Source organism: Cellulomonas sp. (genome assembly GCF_965229465.1).
Taxonomy (GTDB): domain Bacteria; phylum Actinomycetota; class Actinomycetes; order Actinomycetales; family Cellulomonadaceae; genus Cellulomonas.
The window spans coordinates 3,194,385-3,212,154 of record NZ_OZ245882.1 but is presented as its reverse complement, the minus strand read 5'-3'; the positions used below and the strand labels follow the sequence as shown (position 1 = coordinate 3,212,154).

Sequence of the window (17,770 nt, the reverse complement as noted above, 5' to 3'; positions counted from 1 at the left end):
TAATGTCCCGCCATGGGGCGACGAGGCGAGCTGCGAGAGGTCGAGCTGCTCGACCCGGTCACCGGGCAGCCGGACCCCCCGCCCGACCGGACGCGGACCCGGCACCGGCTCTGGTTGGTGGGTGGGGTCGCGGTGGTCGCCGTGGCACTCGGCGTGACGCAGTGGGTGGTGAACGCCCGGGAGGACGCCGCCGTGGAGCGGCTGGCACAGGTGCCGGGCGTGCTCGCGCCCGTCGACGAGGCGCTCGAGGTCGTCCGCACGCTGACGCCCGAGGACCTGGCCTCGCTCACCGGTGAGGCGTACGGGGTGCTGCTCCGTGGCGAGGACGGCGCACAGAGCTACCAGTGGTTCGAACCGGCCGACGAGGGGCCGGGGTGGGCGACGCCACTGCTCGCCGCGCCGGTCGGCCTTGCGGACGCGTCGCAGGTGTACTTCGACACCACCTGCGTGACCGATGAGCCGTCGGGCACCGGGGCCGGCGACGCTGACCACGTGGTGTGCCTGGTCACGGACAGCGGCTACGTCATGTCGACCACGGGCCAGAGCGGCGGGGCGCTGCCGACGACGACGACCGACATCGTGGTCCTCGACACCGTCGACGGGTCGGTGCTCGCTCGGTGGCCGTCCGACGGCGGGACGAGCATCGCGGCACTCCCCGAGGGCGTCGTGGTCGTGGGCCTCGTCGGCGACGCCAGCGACGAGCCGCTCGCGGTCACCGCGTACGACATCCTCACCGGCGAGCGGCGGTGGACCCACGAGGAACCCTGGACACCTGGCCCGGCGGGCATCGGGGTGTTCAGGGCGGGCGACCTGCTCGCGTTCTCGGCACAGGACGGGAAGCTGACGTTCCTGTCGCCCGACGGTGACGTCGTACGCGACGGTGTCCGCCTGTTCATGCAGGGTCGCGCCCTGTCGCCCTTGAGCTGGGGCTGGCGCACCGACCCGCGCAACGGCGCACTCGTCCTGATCGGCCAGGCACCCGACGGGACCCCTCGGTCGACCTTCCTGGCCGCGAACGGCGACCCCGCCGCCGACGTCGTGGTCCGCGGTGAGGTCGTGGAGCTCGGAGTCGACGACGGGAGCGTCTCCGGACTGCTCCTGAGTCGCGACACGTCGTCCCTGTACGCCTACGACGCCCGAACCGGTGCCCGGCGGTGGACTGCGGACCTGCGCTCGACGACGACCGCGCTCGTGCTGCGTGGCCGCGTGTACGCCACCACGGCTCGCGAGGTGGTCGCGCTCGACGGACGGTCCGGACGCGTGCTCTGGCGCAGCGACGAGCTGGTCGGCCTGACGCCGTCGGCCCTGCTCACCGACGGTGCGCACATCCTCGCCGCGGCCGAGCGCACGGGCAGCAGCAGCGTGGCGGCACTGATCGCCTTCGACCCGGCCGACGGCACCGAGGTGTTCCGGGCGCCGTACCCGGACGGGGTGATCGAGGTGGAGGCGATCGGCCGGGCCCTGGTCGGTCGCGACGCCGCCAGCCACGAGCAGGTCGAGCTCGGCTGATCCCGTCCGCTGACGGCAGAAGGGCACGAGGACGTCGCGCGCCGATCCCGGGCTAGCGTGGCGGGAGCACCCCGAGCCACCCGGAGGACGTGATGACGATCCACCTCGAGCGCCGGCCCGAGCCCCTGCTCCGGCGGCTCGTCGGCGCCATCCTGCGTCAGCAGCGCGAGGACCAGGGGCGCACGCTGCGGGACGTCGCGCAGGACGCCCGGGTGTCGATCGCCTACCTGAGCGAGGTCGAGCGCGGCCGCAAGGAGGCGTCGTCGGAGGTGCTCGCCGCCGTCTGCCGCGCGCTCGGGCTGCGACTGGTCGACCTCGTCGGCACCGCGCACGCGCAGCTCGCGCGGGCGGAGGGCCGCGTGGTCGTGGACCTCACCACGCCCGCTGCCGTCGAAGGGGCCGGCGCCGGGCGCGAGCTCGCCAGCGTCACCACGCTGACGGCCCGCGCCGACGTCGCCGCACCGGTCGGCCGTGTCGGCGACGCGGTCCTGCTCGCCGCCTGACGCGTCAGGCGATCGGCGGCACCTCCTTGAGCGTCGTCACCACCCGGTCCGCAAGCCCGTAGTCGACTGCCTGCTGCGCGGTGAGGATCAGGTCGCGCTCGGTGTCGGTGCGCAGCTTGGCCAGCGGCTGACCCGTGTGCCGGTGCAGGATCTCGTCCACCTGCTCGCGCAGCCGCGCGATCTCCCGGGCCTGGATCTCCAGGTCGGCCGCGGTCCCCTCTCCCCCGCCGGACGGCTGGTGCAGCAGCACCCGCGCGTGCTCCAGGACGTGCCGGTTGCCGGGCGTCCCCGCCGCCAGCAGCACGGCCGCCGCGGACGCCGCCTGACCGAGGCAGAAGGTGGCCACGGTCGGCTTGATGTACTGGATCGTGTCGTAGACGGCCAGGAGCGCGGTGATCGAGCCGCCGGGCGAGTTGATGTACAGGTGGATCGGCGAGTCCTGGCTCTCCGACTGCAGGTGCAGCAGCTGCGCGATCACCACGTTGGCCACGCCGTCGTCGATCTCGGTGCCCAGGAAGATGATCCGGTCGGTGAGCAGCCGCGAGTAGACGTCGGACGCGCGCTCGCCGGTCGGCCGCTGCTCGATGACCACCGGGATCGTGTACTGGCCGGCCATCACAGGCCCGCCCGTCGGAGGTTCGCGTCCGGTCGCACGTCGTCCAGGTGCTCGACGACCTTGTCGATGAACCCGTACGCCAGCGCCTCCTCGGCCGTGAACCAACGGTCCCGGTCGGCGTCGCGCTCGATGGTCTCGACCGACTGGCCCGTGTGCTCGGCGGTCAGCGACTGCATGGTGCGCTTCACGTGCGCCATGTTCTGCGCCTGGATCGCGATGTCGATCGCCGTGCCGCCGATGCCACCGGACGGCTGGTGCATGAGCACCCGCGAGTGCCGCAGCGCGAACCGCTTGCCCGGCGTCCCGGCGCTGAGCAGGAACTGGGCCGCGCTCGCCGCCAGCCCCATCGCGAGCGTCGAGACGTCGTTCGGGATGAGCCGCATGGTGTCGTACATCGCGAGCGCCGCACTGACCGAGCCGCCCGGTGAGTTGATGTAGAGCGCGATGTCGCGGCGCGGGTCCTCGGCGGACAGGAGCAGCAGCTGGGCGCAGACGCGGTTGGCGATGGTGTCGTCGACCTCCTGGCCGAGCACGACGATGCGCTGGTGCAGCAGGCGGGTGGACAGGTCGTCGTCGAACGGGCGGGCGGTGGGTGGGGCGGTGCTCATGGGTGCCTCCTCGTCGGATGCTGACCACTCGACCGTCACACGCGCCGGACCGCTCGGGACCCCGGGTCTGCCGTCGGCGGATCTGCCGACGGCAGACGCGTTACTTGCCAATCTGGAAAGTTGGACCATACTTTCCAGCATGGAAAGTGACTCGACGCACCCGGACCCCGACGACGCGCGTGCGGCCCTGGCGGTGGCCGACGAGGCACGCCGACGACTCACCGCGGGCCTCCGACTGCCCACCGGCTTCCTCGAGGTCGTCGCCGCCGCGGTGGCGGTCCAGCTCGGCACCGCCGCGTACGGCATCGCCGCGCAGACCGTGGCCGGGCTCGCCGTCGTGCTGGCCGGGCTGGCCGTCTTCCTGGGCGTGTCGGTGCTGCTGCTGCACCGGTTCAGCCGGGTCAACGGGGTCAGGGTCGACGGTCTCGCCAGCCAGATCGTGCTCGCGGCCGGGGCGAGCGCCTCGGTGGTCTACCTCGGCGCGCTCGCCGCCGGGATCTGGGCCGCGTTCGAGTCCCGCTGGTGGCTCGTCGTGCTCGTGGCCGTGGCGGGCGGGGTCGGCTGCGCGCTGGGCACCCGGCACTGGTGGAGGACCTACACGCACGAGCCTGCGGCGCACGCGCGTGGTGCGTCCCCGCGGGTTCTCGCGCTGCTCGCCGTCGTCGCGTGCGTCGGGTTCGCCGTGCTCCTGGTCGTCGGCTGATGGTCGGACTCGACCCGCTGATCCACGCTCCGGCCCGCCTGCAGCTCGTCACCACGCTGTCCGGGGTGTCGGAGGCGGAGTTCGCGACGTTGCGGACCGCTCTCGACGTCAGCGACTCGGTGCTCTCCAAGCACGTCTCGGCGCTGGTCGACGCGGGCTACCTGCGCAGTCGCAAGGGCGTGCACGGGGGGCGACGGACCACGTGGGTGGGGTTGACCGACGTCGGCAGACGGGCCCTGCGTGACCACGTCGCGGCGGTGCGACGGCTGATCGACATGGTCGACTGACGGGGGCGGTCGCTAGCCTCGACGGGTGCCCGGTACCCGCCTCGAGCTGCGGTCCGACTGCGCCCGCTGCGTCGGCCTGTGCTGCGTCGCGCTCCCGTTCGCCCGGTCGTCGGACTTCGCGTTCGACAAGCCTGCAGGAGCGCCGTGCCGGCACCTGGCGGCCGACTTCCGGTGCGGGATCCACGCGAGCCTGCGTGACCGCGGCATGCCCGGGTGCACCGCCTACGAGTGCTTCGGCGCCGGCCAGCACGTCACGCAGGGGACGTTCCGCGGGCGCAGCTGGCGCGAGGACCCGGAGCTGGCCCGCGACATGTTCGCGGCGTTCCCGGTGATGCGGCACCTGCACGAGCTGCTCGCGTACCTCACCCAAGCGCTGGCGCTGCCCGACGCGGCGGCGGTGCACGTCAACCTGGCACGCGCCCTCGACGAGATCGCGGCGGACGCCGACGGTGACCCTGCGCGGCTGGCGGAGGTCGACGTCGCAGCACGCCGCCGTCAGGCGGGTCCGCTGCTGGAGCGCGCGAGCGCCCTGGCCCGCACCGACCGACCCGGACCGTCGCACCGAGATGCGGACCTCGTCGGGGCCCGGCTCGGTGGCGCCGACCTGCGCGGGGCGGACCTGCGTGGCGCCTACCTGCTCGGCGCGGACCTGAGCGGATCCGACCTGCGGCGGGCGGACCTGCTCGGTGCGGACCTGCGGGGTGCTGACCTGCGGGGGGCCGACCTGTCGGATGCGCTCTTCGTCACCCCGCCGCAGGTGGCGTCCGCGCGGGGCGACGCCACGACCCGGCTGCCCCGGGACCTGCTGCCACCCGCCCACTGGTGATGTCGAGAACCGGTGAGCGGCTCCGACCACCTCACGAAGGACGCCGGGCACCCGGCTCCGCGTCCCCCGACCGGAGGTACTGAGATGCAGTCCATCAGCCCGTTCCTGTGGTTCGACGACCAGGCCGAGCAGGCCGCCGAGCACTACGTGTCGATCTTCCCGAACTCCCGCATCGTCTCGGTCGGCCGTTACGGCGAGGGGGCTCCGCAGCCCGCCGGGACCGCGTTCACCGTGAGCTTCGTGCTCGACGGTCTCGAGGTCCAGGCGCTCAACGGCGGGCCGATGTACTCCTTCACCGAGGCCTTCTCGATGCAGGTGTCCGTGCCCGACCAGGCGGAGACCGACCGCGTGTGGGACGCCCTGGTCGCAGACGGAGGCGAGCCGGGGGCGTGCGGCTGGCTCAAGGACCGCTGGGGCCTGTCGTGGCAGGTGATCCCGACCGCCCTGCCCGAGCTGCTCGGCGACCCCGACCCCGAGCGCGCGGGTCGCGCCCTGAACGCGATGCTCACCATGGGCAAGATCGACGTGGCGGCCCTGCGCGCGGCGGCGGACGGCCAGAGCGTCCCGGCGTAGCCCGTCAGCCGAGGTCCGCGACCGCCGGCACCGCCGGGGCGACGGCGTCGCGCACCCAGGCCGCCAGGCTGGTGGCCGGCGGTCGCAGGATCACGGTCTCGACGCCAAGCTTCGCGTACGGGCTCATCTGCTCGACGAACGTGCCGACGTCGCCGGTGAGCAGCGAGTCGCCGGCGTGCAGGAGGGTCACGCGGATCTCCGCCGGGTCACGCCCGACGTCCTCGCAGTGACCCTTCAGCACGTCGAGCTTGTGGGCGACCTCGTCGGGCGTCGTCGCGAAGAGGTTGCAGGCGTCGCCGTACTGCGCGACGAGCCGCAGGGTCTTGCGCTCGCCGCCACCGCCGATGAGGATCTCGGGCCGCGCCAGCGGCTGGGGCGAGCACAGGGTCTGCGCCAGCTGGTAGTGCTTCCCCTCGAACGGGCCGTCGTTCGCCGGGTCCCACATCTGCCGGCTGATCTGCAGCGTCTCCTCGAGCCGCTCGAACCGCTCCGCCAGCGGTGGGTACGGCACGCCGAGCCCGCGGTGCTCCTCCTCGTACCAGGCGGCGCCGATGCCGAGCGTCGCGCGGCCGCCGCTGAGCACGTCGAGCGTGGCGACGATCTTGGCCAGCAGGCCGGGGTACCGGTACGTGACGCCGGTGACCAGCACGCCGAGCTGGACGTTCGAGGTCACGCCCGCCAGGTAGCCCAGCGTCGTGTAGGCCTCGAGCATCGGGTCGTCCGCCGGGAAGCCGGCCGCCATCATCTGGAAGTAGTGGTCCATCACCGAGACCCAGGCCAGGCCCGCCTCCTCGGCCGCCGACGCGGTGTCGGCCAGCTCCTGGCGCAGGGCGGACGGCTCGACCGAGTCGTACCGCATGAGGTGGACACCGACGCGCATGAGAGCTCCTTCGACCGGGGGTGTGAGAGCACCCTGCTCCTTCGAGCGCGCTCGAAGTCAAGCGGTCAGCCGACCACCCAGTCCGAGAGCACGAGCAGGACCACGTCGACCGCCGCCACGAGGATCGCGAACATGAACGGGAGCCGGCTGCGCCCACCGCTGAGCGCCAGCACGGTGCCCGCGATCGTCAGCCCGACCGCGAGGACGAGCGCCACGGCGGCGATCGCGCGCGGCGGACCGGGGGGCGCCAGGACCAGCAGCACGGTCGCCGTGACGAGCGCCAGCGCCGTGCCGATGCTCGTCGCCGTGCCACCCACCACGTGCGGCAGGCCACGCACGCCCGTCGTCCGGTCGTCCTGGAGGTCGGGCACCACGTTGGCGCCGTGCGCGCCGACGCCGAGGAGGGCGCCCGCCGCCATCGCCCACCACGCGGCCACCGGCGCACCGGGCAGAGCCAGCGCGATGGCCAGGGGCAGGAACCCGAACGAGAAGGCGTAGGGCGCCCAGGACCACACGGTGCTCTTGAGCCGCGCGTTGTACGCCCAGGCCGACGCGACCGTCGCCAGGTGCACCAGGCCGGCGCGCCACCCGAGCGCGAGGGACAGGACGACGCAGGCCACGGCCGCGCTCAGGGCCGCCGTGCGGACGGCCGCGACCGTCAGGCGTCCGGAACCCACGGGCTTGTCGGTCCGGCCCACGGCCGCGTCGCGACCGGCGTCGATCCAGTCGTTGGACCAGCCGACGGACAGCTGACCGGCCAGGATCGCGGCGCCGACGAGGGCGACCGTCCTGCCCGGCGCACCGGCTCCTGCGGCCATGGCGACCGAGAACGCGGTCACCGCGACGGTCGGCGCCGGGTGGCAGGCCAGGGCGAGGTCGACGGCGCGTGGGCGCCGCGGGTTGTCGGTCACCTGTCTCCTCCGCTCGACCGCGACATCGTCGCAGGTCGCGCGACACGCTCCGGACAGTTGCGCACGTGCGCCCGCGTGGCACGATGCCCGAATGGTGCGTATCGCCGCGATCGCCCCCGTCCTGCCCCGGCACGTGCACGCCCAGAGCGAGATCACCGCCACGATCGCCCCGCTGCTCTCGTCGGACCCCCGACGCCGCGCGACGATCGAGCGGATCCACGCCTCTACGGGCATCGCGACGCGCCACCTCGCGCTGCCCCTCGACGAGTACGCCGGGCTGACCACGTTCACCGCCGCCAACGACGCGTTCGTGCGCGAGGGCACCCCGCTGGCGGCCGAGGCGTGCCGGCAGGCGCTGGCCGCGGCGGGACTGGACGCCGCGGACGTCGACTTCCTTCTCTTCACCTCGATCACCGGGATCGCCACCCCGTCGCTGGACGCCCTCCTGGTGGAACGTCTCGGCCTGCGCCCGGACGTCAAGCGCCTCCCCGTCTTCGGGCTCGGCTGCGTCGCAGGCGCCGCCGGGATCGCCCGCGTCCGCGACTACCTCCAGGGGCACCCGCAGGACGTCGCGCTGCTGGTGTCCGTCGAGCTGTGCTCCCTGACCCTCCAGCAGGGCGACGACACGATGGCGAACATCGTGTCCAGCGGGCTGTTCGGGGACGGCGCGTCGGCGGTCGTCATGGTGGGCAGCGACCGCGCGGCGCAGATCGAGGGCGGCGTGGACGTCGTGGACGCCCGCAGCGCGCTGTACCCGGACACCACCGACGCGCTCGGCTGGGACATCGGCGGCAGCGGGTTCCGGATCGTGCTGGCCGCGAGCCTCGCGGACCTGGTCGAGCAGAACCTCGGTCCGGGCGTCGTCGACCTGCTCGCGGCGCACCACCTCAAGGTCGCCGACGTGGGCACGTGGGTGGCACACACCGGCGGGCCGCGCATCCTCCAGGCGGCGGCCCGCGCTCTCGACCTGCCCGACGAGGCCTTCGCGGCCAGCTGGCGCTCGCTGGCGCGGGTGGGCAACCTGAGCTCGTCGGGCGTCCTGCACGTGCTCGCTGACGAGCTCGCCGCCGGGGGTCAGATCCCCGGGTCGGCGGGCGTCCTGTTCGCCATCGGTCCGGGCGTGTGCACTGAGACCGTCCTGCTGCGCTGGCCCGAGGAGCCGTAGGTGACCTGGTACGACTGGCTGATCGTCGTCGTCGCGCTCGAGCGCCTGGCCGAGCTGGTGGTCTCGCAGAGGCACGTGACCTGGGCGTTCGCGCACGGCGGCGTCGAGACCGGCAAGCGGCACTACCCGCCGATGGTCGCCCTGCACACGGGGCTGCTGGTCGCGTGCCTGGTCGAGGTGCACCTGGCGGACCGGCCGTTCCTGCCCGCGCTGGGCTGGACAGCGCTGGCTCTGGTGCTGGCCGCGAACTCCCTGCGCTGGTGGTGCATCGCCACCCTGGGCAACCAGTGGAGCACCCGCGTCATCGTGATGCCCGGCGTCGCCCTGGTGAGGCGGGGGCCGTACCGGTGGCTGAGCCACCCCAACTACGTGGCCGTGGCGGTCGAGGGCGCCGCGCTCCCCCTGGTGCACACCGCCTGGGTCACCGCCGTCGCGTTCACGGTCCTCAACGCCGTGCTGCTGCTGCGCTTCCGGATCCCCACCGAGGAACGCGCGCTGCGCTCGGTGAGCCCGGCGGCGGCATGACCCCCGACGCCGACCTGCTGATCATCGGCGGCGGTCCCATAGGGCTGGCCGCGGCGATCGAGGCCCGCCTGGCCGGGCTGTCGGTGATCGTCGTGGAGCCACGGGCCACCCCCGTGGACAAGGCCTGCGGCGAGGGACTCATGCCGGGTGCCGTCGCCGCGCTCGACCGCCTCGGGGTGTACCCCGAGGGCCACACCCTCACCGGGATCCGCTACCTGCGCGGCAAGGTCGTCGCCGACCACCCGTTCGCCGTCGCGACCGGCCTGGGCGTCCGACGCACCGTGGTGCACGCCGCCCTGGCCCGCCGCGCGGCCGAGCTGGGCGCGGTCGTCGTCACCGGCCGGGGCGGGGCGGTCGAGCAGGACCAGTCCTACGTCTGGTGCGCAGGGATGCGCGGGCGCTGGCTGCTCGCCTGCGACGGCCTGCACTCGACGGTCCGCCGCCAGGTCGACCTCGCGGTGCAGCGCCGCGCGACGGGCCGACGGTTCGGCGTGCGCAAGCACTTCCAGGTCGAGCCGTGGACCGACCGGGTCGAGGTGCACTGGGGGCGGTCCGTCGAGGCCTACGTGACGCCCGTGGCGGACGACGTCGTCGGGGTGGCGCTCCTCGGACCCGCCCGCCACGACTTCGACGCCACGCTGGAGGCGTTCGGCGCCCTGCGCCGCCACCTGGGCGCCGCGCCCACCCTCGGGCCCGCCCGCGGGGCCGGCCCGCTGCACCAGCAGACCCGCCGGCGCACCGCCGGGCGCGTGCGGCTCGTGGGCGACGCGTCGGGCTACGTCGACGCCCTGACCGGCGAGGGGGTCCGCGTCGGGCTGGCGCAGGCCCGCGAGGCCGTCGCCACCCTCGAGGACGACGTGCACCGCTCCAACGCCGCCTACGAGAAGGCGTGGACCGCGGCCACCCGCGACTACCGGCTGCTCACCAGCGGCTTGATCACCGCGGCCAGGTCGCCCCTGCGGCGCGGGATCGTGCCCCTGGCCGCCGCCGCGCCCGGTCTGTACGGCGCCGTCGTCGAGCGCCTAGCGCGGTGATCACCACGGCACGGCGCCGGCCCGGTCGGTGAAGGTGCCCGTTCGGTCGCCCGGCTCCACCGTGGCGGCGGCGACGACCGCGTCGGTGCCTTCCTGGACCGTCTGCGTGCCGGAGAACCCGTTCAGCGCCGTGCCGGTGTAGCCCGGGTCGACCGCGTTGACCTGGTAGCCCGGCAGGGACTTGGCGTACTGGGTGGTGATCATGTTGAGCGCGGTCTTCGACGACGGGTACACCAGGCCGTGCAGCGTGGACTCGAGCCGGTCCGGGTCCGTGGTGATCGCGAGCGACCCCATGCCGCTGGACACCATGACGATCCGCGGCTGGCCAGACCGGTCCAGCAGCGGCAGGAACGCGTGCGTGACGCGGACAGGGCCGAGGACGTTCACCCCGAAGACGGGAAGGAAGTCGCTCGGCGTCGTCTCCCGGGGGCCGACCCTGGTGCCGGCGATCCCCGCGTTGTTCACGAGGACGTCCAGCCGGCCGCTGCCGGCGTCGACCGTGCGCACCGCCGAGTCGACCGACGCCTGGTCGGTGACGTCGAGCTGGAGGACGCGGACGTCGCCCTCGATCTCGTCGGCGAGCTGCGCGCCCTGTGCTGCGTCGCGCGCACCGAGCCAGACGGTCCAGCCGAGCGCGGCGAGCCGTCGGACCGTCTGCGCGCCGAGCCCCTGGGTGGCCCCCGTGACGAGGGCGATGGTCGTGGTCGTGTCTGTGGTGGTCATGGACCCACCGTCGCCCGGCCGCCGGGCCGGGTCCAGTGCTGCCGGACCCTAGGACCGGCGGTACCCGGCTGCGGCCCGCGTGGTGCGGCATCCTGGGGCGATGGACCGGACCGAGCTCGCGCAGGTGCTCACGCGTGCACGCACCGCCCTCACCCCGCAGGACGTGGGGCTCCCTGCCGGGTCACGTCGGCGGGTGGCGGGGCTGCGTCGCGAGGAGGTCGCCCAGCTGGCCGGCGTGAGCGTCGACTACGTGGTCCGGCTCGAGCAGGGCCGCGGACCGCACCCGTCCGCGCAGGTGCTCTCGGCGCTGGCCCGGGCCCTGCGGATGGACGACGACGCCCGCGCGGAGCTGTTCCACCTGGCTGGCAGCGCCCCGCCGATGCCCGGGACGGTCGACGAGCACGTCCGCCCGAGCGTGCAGCGGCTGCTGGACCGGCTGGACGACCTGCCGACCATGGTGCTCAGCGCGCGCGGGGACATCCTCGCCTGGAACTCGCTGGCGTCCGCGCTGCTCGGCGACTGGTCGCTGATCCCGCGTCGCGAGCGCAACATCATCTGGCAGCGGTTCCTCGGCACACCCGACCCGCGCCGCAGCACGGTGGCCATGGACGACGACGAGCGCCGCGCCACGGACGCCCAGGCCGTCGCCACCCTGCGCGCGACCACCGCGCGCTACCCGCGGGACCCTGCCGTCCAAGAGCTGGTCTCGGAGCTGCGGCGCCGCAGCGAGCGGTTCGACGAGCTGTGGCGGGCCGGCGGGTCCTCCACCTCGTGGCCGTTCGACCGCAAGGCGATCGACCACCCGAGCCTCGGCCGGATCACGCTCGACTGCGACTCGCTGCACGTGCCGTCCAGCGACCAGACGGTCATCGTCTACTCCGCGGAGCCCGGCACCCCGGACTCCGACGCCCTCGCGCTCCTGCGCGTGCTGGGCACGCAGTCGATGACTACCGCGGGATAGTCAGCCCTCGAACGCCGCCGGCCCGTCGAGGGTCAGGGCGCTGGCGATCCGGCGGTGCATCTCGGGCGACATCGGTGGCAGGGCGTCGAGCGGGAACCAGGCCGCCTCCGTGTTCTCGCCGTCGTCGGGGAAGGGCTCGCCCGAGACGTACCGGAAGCGGAACGTGAGGTCGAGGTACTGCGCGCGGTCGCCGTTCTCGTACGTCATCGGCGGCAGCGCGTGCACCGACGCCAACCGCTCCGGCACGGCGACGACCGACGCTTCCTCCAGCACCTCGCGCGCGCCCGCCACCGCCGGCTCCTCGCCGGGGTCGATGATGCCCGTGACCGGCGTCCACGCGCCGTTGTCCGAGCGCTTCACCAGGAGCACCTCGTCGCCACGCAGCACCACCGCCGTCACGCCCGGGAGCCACAGCAGGTGGTGCCCGACGGCGGAGCGCAGGGCCAGGACGTACTCGGGGGTGGGCACCGGCCGATCGTACGAGGACCGGTTCGGTGGCACGGTCCGGTCGGGGGACAATGGACGCCTCCGATCGCGAAGGACCTGTGCCGTGAACCAGCCCCGCATGAACGTCGAGTCGTTCAACCTCGACCACCGGACCGTCGTCGCGCCGTACGTGCGCCTGGCCGACACCAAGCACCTGCCCGCCGGCGACGTGATCCAGAAGTACGACGTCCGCTTCACGCAGCCGAACGTCGCGCACCTCGAGATGCCGACCGTGCACTCCCTCGAGCACCTGTTCGCGGAGCACTCGCGCAACCACTCGGACCGGGTGGTCGACTTCTCCCCGATGGGCTGCCAGACCGGGTTCTACCTGATCCTCCAGGGCGAGTGGGCGTACGACGACGTGCTCACCCTGGTGCAGGACACGCTCACGGACATCACGACGGCCACCGAGGTGCCTGCCGCCAATGAGGTGCAGTGCGGCTGGGGCGCCAACCACACGCTGGCGGGGGCGCAGGACGCGGCGCGCACGTTCCTGGGCGCGCGCGAGGAGTGGAGCACGGTCACCGCATGATCGCCGTCGACGCCGTCATCGTCACCGCGATGGCCGACGAGGCCGCCGCGTTCGTGCACCGGGCCGACGTCGTCGGCGACCCGACGCAGATGGGGCACGCCGAGCACCGGCTGCTCACGATCAGCGGCCGGCAGGTGCTGCTGGTCCAGTGCGGCATCGGCCTGGTCAACTCCGCCACGGCCGCGGCCGTCGCCATCCAGGGCACGCACCCTCGCGCGGTCATCAGTGCCGGGAGCGCGGGCGGGGTCGGGCTGGACGTCCGCGTCGGCGACGTCGTCGTCGGCTCCGAGTACCTCTACTCCGGCGCGGACGCGCGGGCGTTCGGGTACGAGCTGGGCCAGGTGCCGGGCATGCCCGAGGTCTACGAGGCGGAGCAGATCCTGCACGACGCCGCGGCCACCGCGAGCGTCGACCTGCGCATCCTGACCGGCACGATCCTGTCCGGAGACGCGTTCATCGACGCCAGCCGCATCGACCGGATGCGCGCGGCGTTCCCGTCGGCCATGGCCACGGACATGGAGTCCGCCGCGCTGGCGCACACCGCCCACCTGTACGGCGTGCCGTTCCTGTCCGTCCGCGGCATCTCCGACCTGTGCGGGCCCGTGGCGGGTGCCGACTTCCTCACGCACGTGGACGACGCCGCCGACCGTTCGGCCGCGGTCGTCATCGAGGTCCTGCGCCGCCTCGCCGTCGGCGACATGGTCCACTCCCGCTGACCTCGCTCCCGCGGCGATCTGCCCGGCCTTGTCCACGCAGGCACGGTTGGCCCTAGTCTGGCCGGGTGAGGCCTGAGCTCTCGGGCGTCCACAGGGGGAACGCGCTGGGCGCGGTGCTGCTGGACGCCAAGCTGGCCGTACCGGTGCACAGAGCCGGCACGGTGAGTCGTGCAGCGCTCGTCGGGTCGGCCCGGGCGCGCGGGAAGCGGGTCGTCGGCATCACCGCCCCGGCCGGGTACGGCAAGACGACCCTGCTGACGGAGTGGCTGCGGCTCGAGGACCGCCCGGTCGCGTGGGTCTCCCTCGACCGGTTCGACGACGACCCGGCCCGCCTGCTGACCGTGCTGGCCTCGGCGTGCGTGCGGCTGGGCCTGGTGGACGCGGCTGTCGTGGACGAGATGGGTGGCCCCAGGGCCGCCGTGCTGAGCCGCTCGGCGCCTCGACTCGCCTCCGCCCTGCGGTCGAGCCCGCTCCCGTTCGTGCTCATGCTGGACGACCTCCACGAGATCCGGTCCGCCGCGTGCCACGACGCGTTGGGCGTGGTCATCGCCGGCGTCCCGCGCGGGTCCCAGCTGGTGGCGGCGAGCCGCGACGAGCAGCCGCACATCCCGCGGCTGCGCGCCCTCGGCGACACGTCCGAGATCGGCCCGCGCGACCTGGCGCTGGACGCGGCGGGCACGCGGACGGTGTTCGCCGCCTCCGACGTGGACCTCTCCCCCGAGGCGGCGACCGCGGTCACCGCGCGCACCGAGGGCTGGCCCGTCGGCGTCTACCTCGCGTCGCTCATCGCCCGGGACGGGGGTGGCGACGCCGTCGCGATCACCGGTGACGACCGGTACGTGGCCGACTACCTCCAGCGGGAGGCCCTCGGGCGGCTGTCGGCGGACACCCGGCAGTTCCTGCTCCACACGGCGGTGCTCGAGCACCTCAGCGCGCCCCTGTGCGACGCCGTGCTCGACGAACCCGGCGCCGACGAGCAGCTGCGCCAGCTCGAGGCGACGAACGTGTTCCTCGTCCCGCTCGACCGCCGACGCGAGTGGTTCCGGTACCACGCGCTGTTCCGCGAGTTCCTGCTCGCCGAGCTCCAGCGGTGCGAGCCGGACGGGGTGCGCAAGCTCCAGCTGCGCGCCGCGGACTGGTACGAGGCCCACGACTCCCCCGGGCTCGCGGTCGAGCACCTGCTGTCGACCGACGAGCGGGACAGGACCGCGGTCCTGGTGGCCACCCTGGCCAACCCCACGTACCAGTCCGGGCAGATCGCCACGGTGCAACGGTGGATCGACGAGCTGGGCGCCCCCGCGGCCGAGGCCTATCCGCCGCTGGCGCTCATGGCCGGCTACGTGGCGGCGTTCACGGGGCAGACGCAGCAGGCGCAGCGCTGGGCCGCCGTCGTCGACGCCGCGTCGTTCCCGCACGTGCCCCCCGACGGCAGCGCCTCGTTCGACTCCGGGCGGGCCATGCTCCGCGCGCTGATGTGCGCGCACGGACCGGAGCAGATGCAGGTGGACGCCGAGCTCGCCCTCCGGCTCGAGCCCGAGTGGAGCGTGTGGCGCGACAACGCCCAGGCCATGGCCGGCGAGGCAGCGCTGCTCGCCGGGGACGTGGACCGCGCCCGGTCGTTGTTCGCGTCGGCGATCGAGTCCCCGACCGGGAGCGTCAACGCCGACACGCTCGTGCTCGCGGCCGCCGAGCTCGCCCTGCTGGAGATGGACCACGGCCGGTGGACCGAGGCGGCGACCCTGCTGGCTCCGGGGCTGGGGGTGCTCGAGACCCATCGCATGCAGGACTACGCCACGTGCGTCCTGGCGCTGGCCGCCGCCGCCCGGCTGGCACTGCACCTCGGCGACACCGAGGAGGCGCAACGGCAGCTGACCCGGGCGATGCGCGCCCGGCCCGTGTGCACCTACGTGCTCCCCTTCATCGCGGTCCGCACCCGCCTCGAGCTGGCCAGGGTGTGCTGGGGACTGGGCGACCAGCCGGCCGCGCAGCACCTGCTGCACGAGATCGACGACGTGCTGCTCCGGCGACCCGATCTCGGCGCGCTCGTCGACGAGGTGGGCGCCCTGCGGGGGGCGCTCGCGTCGTCGGCCCCGTCGCGCGCGCCGGGCGTCTCGCCGCTCACCCCGGCCGAGCTGCGGCTCCTGCCGTACCTGCAGACGCACCTGACCATCCGCGAGATCGGCGACCGGCTCTTCGTCTCCCGGAACACGGCGAGCTCCGAGATCGGCTCGATCTACCGCAAGCTCGGGGTCTCGTCACGGAGCGAAGCGGTCCGGCAGGCGACCGCGATCGGCCTGCTCGGGGCGTAGCGCACAGGAGCGAAGCCGTCCGGCAGGCGACCGCGATCGGCCTGCTCGGGGCGTAGCGCACCGCAGCGGGCCGTCCGGCAGGCGACCGCGATCGGCCTGCTCGGGGCGTAGCGCACCGCAGCGGGCCGTCACGCTCTCAGTCCCCCGCACCGTCCGAGGGCTCGATCACGTCGAACCCCAGGGCGAGCGCGAGCTTGGGTGCTGCCGCGACGACGCAGGGCAGCCCGACGATCGGGATGATCCCCGCCACCACGTCGACGATCTCGCCCGCGGTCGCACCGGCGCCCACCGCGGCGTCCGCCTCGGCCCCGTAGCTGGGCTGCGCGCCCCCGATGGCGACGAGGGCGGCGATCCGGGCGAGCGCCAGCGTCCGGACGTCGAGCTCCTGCGGCTGCGCCTCCAGGGGGTCGTCGTCCTCGAGGTGCCTGTCGTTGAGTGCCAGTCGACGCAGTCGCTCGATGTAGTCCACGGTCCACCTCCGTCGCCCCATCGACCCATGCCGGCGCGCACCCCGGCATCACGTAGATGGGATGAAAGGGATCTTCATGCGTTCTGCATGACGACTCGCAGACCCGCCGCGTTCGACAGTGGCGGTGTCCCCAGCGGGGACCGACGACGAGGACGCCCCCACCGAGGGGGCAGGAGAGGTGGCGGACGATGACGGAGGACCTCACCGATCTCGAGGAGATCGGTCCGATCGACTACCTGGTGATCGAGCTCCCGACCGCGAACATGGACGGGTCCGCGTTCGAGCACCTGCTCGACCTGGTGGGCCGAGGGCTGATCCGCGTCCTGGACCTCGCCTTCCTGAGCAAGGCCGCGGACGGCAGCGTGTCCGGGGTCGCGCTCGACGAGGTGCCCGGGGGCGTCAACCTCACGTTCTTCGAGGGGGCGTCCTCCGGCCTGCTGGGCGACGACGACCTCGACGAGGCCGGCGCGGCCATCGAGCCGGGGACGACCGCCGCGCTGCTGGTCTACGAGAACGTCTGGGCGGCGCCGTTCGCGACCGCGCTCCGCCGCAACGGCGCTCAGCTGGTCGCCAGCGGTCGCATTCCCGTGCAGGCGCTCCTCGCCGCGCTGGACGCCACCGAGTCCGGCTCCTGACGGGGCCTTCGACACCACCGGAGCTCGACAACACACGAGAGGACGAGACCGATGCCAGGACTCATCCGCGGGGTCGCCCGCACCGCCGCCATCGCCGGGACCGCCACGGCGGTCTCCAACCGCGTCTCCCGACGCCAGGCGGGCCGCTGGGCCGCCCAGGAGGCCCCACCCGCGGCAGCGCCCGCCCCCACGTACGCCGCACCGCCGCCGGCGGCAGCACCTGCGGCGCCGGACATGGACGACAAGCTGGCCCAGCTCGCCCAGCTCGGCACCCTGCACGACTCGGGGGTCCTGACCGACGCCGAGTTCGAGGCCCAGAAGGCCCGCATCCTCGGCGGGTACTGACTCCCTAGGCTCCACAACCGAGAGAGAGACGAGACGTCGATGGACACGTTCGGGCAGTGGCTCTGGCTGATGATCTGGTGGTTCCTCTTCTTCGCCTATCTGGTGATCCTGTTCCAGATCATCGGCGACCTGTTCCGGGACAGGGAGCTCAGCGGCTGGCTCAAGGCGCTGTGGATGATCGCCTTGGTGTTCCTGCCCTTCCTCACCGCGTTCATCTACCTGATCGCGCGCGGCAAGAGCATGAGCGAGCGGCAGACCTCGGCGGTTATCCAGGCCAAGTCGGACACCGACGCGTACATCCGCGGGGTGGCCGGCAGCTCTCCGGCCAGCCAGATCAGCGACGCCAAGGCGCTGCTCGACCAGGGCGTGATCGACGACAGCGAGTTCGCCGCGCTCAAAGCCAGGGCACTGGCCTGACGACGGGCGCCCGGGTGGTCGGAGGGGACCACCCGGG

Annotated in this window: 23 protein-coding genes; 16 read left to right on the top strand and 7 right to left on the bottom strand. The window is 73.6% G+C overall.

Translation table 11 applies throughout. The features are described 5' to 3' along the window. Window positions 1–12 precede the first annotated feature (12 nt). Window positions 13–1,509 carry a PQQ-binding-like beta-propeller repeat protein gene (locus ACO06A_RS15270; protein WP_421733082.1) on the top strand — a complete coding sequence of 499 codons (1,497 nt, stop codon included), beginning with the start codon at window positions 13–15 and terminating at the stop codon, window positions 1,507–1,509. 92 nt (window positions 1,510–1,601) lie between these two features. Next, the gene (locus ACO06A_RS15265) at window positions 1,602–2,012 is read left to right on the top strand and encodes a helix-turn-helix domain-containing protein (protein WP_421733081.1); all 411 of its coding nucleotides are present in this window, start codon (window positions 1,602–1,604) and stop codon (window positions 2,010–2,012) included. Window positions 2,013–2,016: 4 nt separating this feature from the next. Here the strand turns inward: ACO06A_RS15265 and ACO06A_RS15260 are convergent, their stop codons facing one another. Both ACO06A_RS15260 and ACO06A_RS15255 read right to left on the bottom strand, forming a co-directional pair. Then, window positions 2,017–2,628 carry a ClpP family protease gene (locus ACO06A_RS15260; protein WP_421733080.1) on the bottom strand — a complete coding sequence of 204 codons (612 nt, stop codon included), beginning with the start codon at window positions 2,626–2,628 and terminating at the stop codon, window positions 2,017–2,019. Next, on the bottom strand, window positions 2,628–3,236 hold the full coding sequence (locus ACO06A_RS15255) for a ClpP family protease (RefSeq protein ID WP_421733079.1): 609 nt from the start codon (window positions 3,234–3,236) through the stop codon (window positions 2,628–2,630). The genes ACO06A_RS15260 and ACO06A_RS15255 overlap by 1 nt, the downstream gene beginning before the upstream one ends. A gap of 139 nt (window positions 3,237–3,375) precedes the next feature. Between ACO06A_RS15255 and ACO06A_RS15250 the strand changes: the two genes are divergently transcribed. The 4 genes from ACO06A_RS15250 to ACO06A_RS15235 all read left to right on the top strand — a co-directional run bounded on the left by ACO06A_RS15250 (window position 3,376) and on the right by ACO06A_RS15235 (window position 5,625). After that, complete coding sequence (locus ACO06A_RS15250) at window positions 3,376–3,939, top strand: hypothetical protein (protein WP_421733078.1); 564 nt, start codon at window positions 3,376–3,378, stop codon at window positions 3,937–3,939. After that, window positions 3,939–4,226 (top strand): transcriptional regulator, encoded by a 288-nt coding sequence (locus ACO06A_RS15245; RefSeq protein WP_421733077.1) that lies wholly within the window; start codon window positions 3,939–3,941, stop codon window positions 4,224–4,226. The genes ACO06A_RS15250 and ACO06A_RS15245 overlap by 1 nt, the downstream gene beginning before the upstream one ends. A 25-nt stretch (window positions 4,227–4,251) precedes the next feature. After that, window positions 4,252–5,052, top strand: a complete 801-nt coding sequence (locus tag ACO06A_RS15240; RefSeq protein WP_421733076.1) for a pentapeptide repeat-containing protein — start codon at window positions 4,252–4,254, stop codon at window positions 5,050–5,052. Window positions 5,053–5,136: 84 nt separating this feature from the next. Beyond that, window positions 5,137–5,625 (top strand): VOC family protein, encoded by a 489-nt coding sequence (locus ACO06A_RS15235; protein WP_421733075.1) that lies wholly within the window; start codon window positions 5,137–5,139, stop codon window positions 5,623–5,625. A 4-nt stretch (window positions 5,626–5,629) separates the two neighbouring features. On the opposite strand, the gene ACO06A_RS15230 is transcribed toward ACO06A_RS15235, so the two are convergent. Together ACO06A_RS15230 and ACO06A_RS15225 are read right to left on the bottom strand one after the other, a co-directional pair. Further along, on the bottom strand, window positions 5,630–6,505 hold the full coding sequence (locus tag ACO06A_RS15230; protein WP_421733074.1) for an LLM class F420-dependent oxidoreductase: 876 nt from the start codon (window positions 6,503–6,505) through the stop codon (window positions 5,630–5,632). Between the two features lie 65 nt (window positions 6,506–6,570). Next, a complete protein-coding gene (locus tag ACO06A_RS15225; RefSeq protein WP_421733073.1) occupies window positions 6,571–7,416 on the bottom strand; it encodes a UbiA family prenyltransferase in 846 nt (281 codons plus the stop codon). A gap of 91 nt (window positions 7,417–7,507) precedes the next feature. Between ACO06A_RS15225 and ACO06A_RS15220 the strand changes: the two genes are divergently transcribed. From ACO06A_RS15220 to ACO06A_RS15210, 3 genes are read left to right on the top strand one after another with little or no spacing between them, the layout of a single operon-like run. Next, the gene (locus ACO06A_RS15220; protein WP_421733072.1) at window positions 7,508–8,581 is read left to right on the top strand and encodes a type III polyketide synthase; all 1,074 of its coding nucleotides are present in this window, start codon (window positions 7,508–7,510) and stop codon (window positions 8,579–8,581) included. Then, window positions 8,582–9,106: an isoprenylcysteine carboxyl methyltransferase family protein gene (locus ACO06A_RS15215; protein WP_421733071.1), complete on the top strand. Its 525-nt coding sequence runs from the start codon at window positions 8,582–8,584 to the stop codon at window positions 9,104–9,106. Continuing rightward, window positions 9,103–10,140, top strand: coding sequence for an NAD(P)/FAD-dependent oxidoreductase (locus tag ACO06A_RS15210; RefSeq protein WP_421733070.1), 1,038 nt, complete (start codon window positions 9,103–9,105; stop codon window positions 10,138–10,140). Before ACO06A_RS15215 ends, ACO06A_RS15210 begins: the two co-directional genes overlap by 4 nt. Here ACO06A_RS15210 and ACO06A_RS15205 read toward each other — a convergent pair whose 3' ends face one another. Continuing rightward, complete coding sequence (locus ACO06A_RS15205) at window positions 10,141–10,863, bottom strand: SDR family NAD(P)-dependent oxidoreductase (RefSeq protein ID WP_421733069.1); 723 nt, start codon at window positions 10,861–10,863, stop codon at window positions 10,141–10,143. Window positions 10,864–10,963: 100 nt separating this feature from the next. Between ACO06A_RS15205 and ACO06A_RS15200 the strand changes: the two genes are divergently transcribed. Then, window positions 10,964–11,824 carry a helix-turn-helix transcriptional regulator gene (locus tag ACO06A_RS15200; protein WP_421733068.1) on the top strand — a complete coding sequence of 287 codons (861 nt, stop codon included), beginning with the start codon at window positions 10,964–10,966 and terminating at the stop codon, window positions 11,822–11,824. Here ACO06A_RS15200 and ACO06A_RS15195 read toward each other — a convergent pair whose 3' ends face one another. Beyond that, entirely contained in the window at window positions 11,825–12,292 is a 468-nt protein-coding gene (locus ACO06A_RS15195; protein ID WP_421733067.1) for an NUDIX hydrolase, read from the bottom strand. 97 nt (window positions 12,293–12,389) lie between these two features. On the opposite strand from ACO06A_RS15195, the gene ACO06A_RS15190 reads away from it, so the two are divergent. The 3 genes from ACO06A_RS15190 to ACO06A_RS15180 all read left to right on the top strand — a co-directional run bounded on the left by ACO06A_RS15190 (window position 12,390) and on the right by ACO06A_RS15180 (window position 15,867). After that, on the top strand, window positions 12,390–12,842 hold the full coding sequence (locus ACO06A_RS15190) for an S-ribosylhomocysteine lyase (protein WP_421736075.1): 453 nt from the start codon (window positions 12,390–12,392) through the stop codon (window positions 12,840–12,842). Then, window positions 12,839–13,558 (top strand): 5'-methylthioadenosine/adenosylhomocysteine nucleosidase, encoded by a 720-nt coding sequence (locus ACO06A_RS15185; RefSeq protein ID WP_421733066.1) that lies wholly within the window; start codon window positions 12,839–12,841, stop codon window positions 13,556–13,558. The genes ACO06A_RS15190 and ACO06A_RS15185 overlap by 4 nt, the downstream gene beginning before the upstream one ends. Before the next feature lie 65 nt (window positions 13,559–13,623). After that, the gene (locus tag ACO06A_RS15180; RefSeq protein ID WP_421733065.1) at window positions 13,624–15,867 is read left to right on the top strand and encodes a LuxR C-terminal-related transcriptional regulator; all 2,244 of its coding nucleotides are present in this window, start codon (window positions 13,624–13,626) and stop codon (window positions 15,865–15,867) included. 136 nt (window positions 15,868–16,003) lie between these two features. On the opposite strand, the gene ACO06A_RS15175 is transcribed toward ACO06A_RS15180, so the two are convergent. Then, on the bottom strand, window positions 16,004–16,336 hold the full coding sequence (locus tag ACO06A_RS15175; RefSeq protein ID WP_421733064.1) for a carboxymuconolactone decarboxylase family protein: 333 nt from the start codon (window positions 16,334–16,336) through the stop codon (window positions 16,004–16,006). Window positions 16,337–16,524: 188 nt separating this feature from the next. Here ACO06A_RS15175 and ACO06A_RS15170 point away from each other — a divergent pair, with 188 nt between their 5' ends. The 3 genes from ACO06A_RS15170 to ACO06A_RS15160 are packed head-to-tail and all read left to right on the top strand — an operon-like array spanning window position 16,525 to window position 17,733. Next, window positions 16,525–16,971: a DUF6325 family protein gene (locus ACO06A_RS15170; protein WP_421733063.1), complete on the top strand. Its 447-nt coding sequence runs from the start codon at window positions 16,525–16,527 to the stop codon at window positions 16,969–16,971. A gap of 51 nt (window positions 16,972–17,022) precedes the next feature. Further along, on the top strand, window positions 17,023–17,316 hold the full coding sequence (locus ACO06A_RS15165) for an SHOCT domain-containing protein (protein WP_421733062.1): 294 nt from the start codon (window positions 17,023–17,025) through the stop codon (window positions 17,314–17,316). Between the two features lie 39 nt (window positions 17,317–17,355). Beyond that, on the top strand, window positions 17,356–17,733 hold the full coding sequence (locus ACO06A_RS15160; RefSeq protein WP_421733060.1) for an SHOCT domain-containing protein: 378 nt from the start codon (window positions 17,356–17,358) through the stop codon (window positions 17,731–17,733). Window positions 17,734–17,770 lie beyond the last annotated feature (37 nt).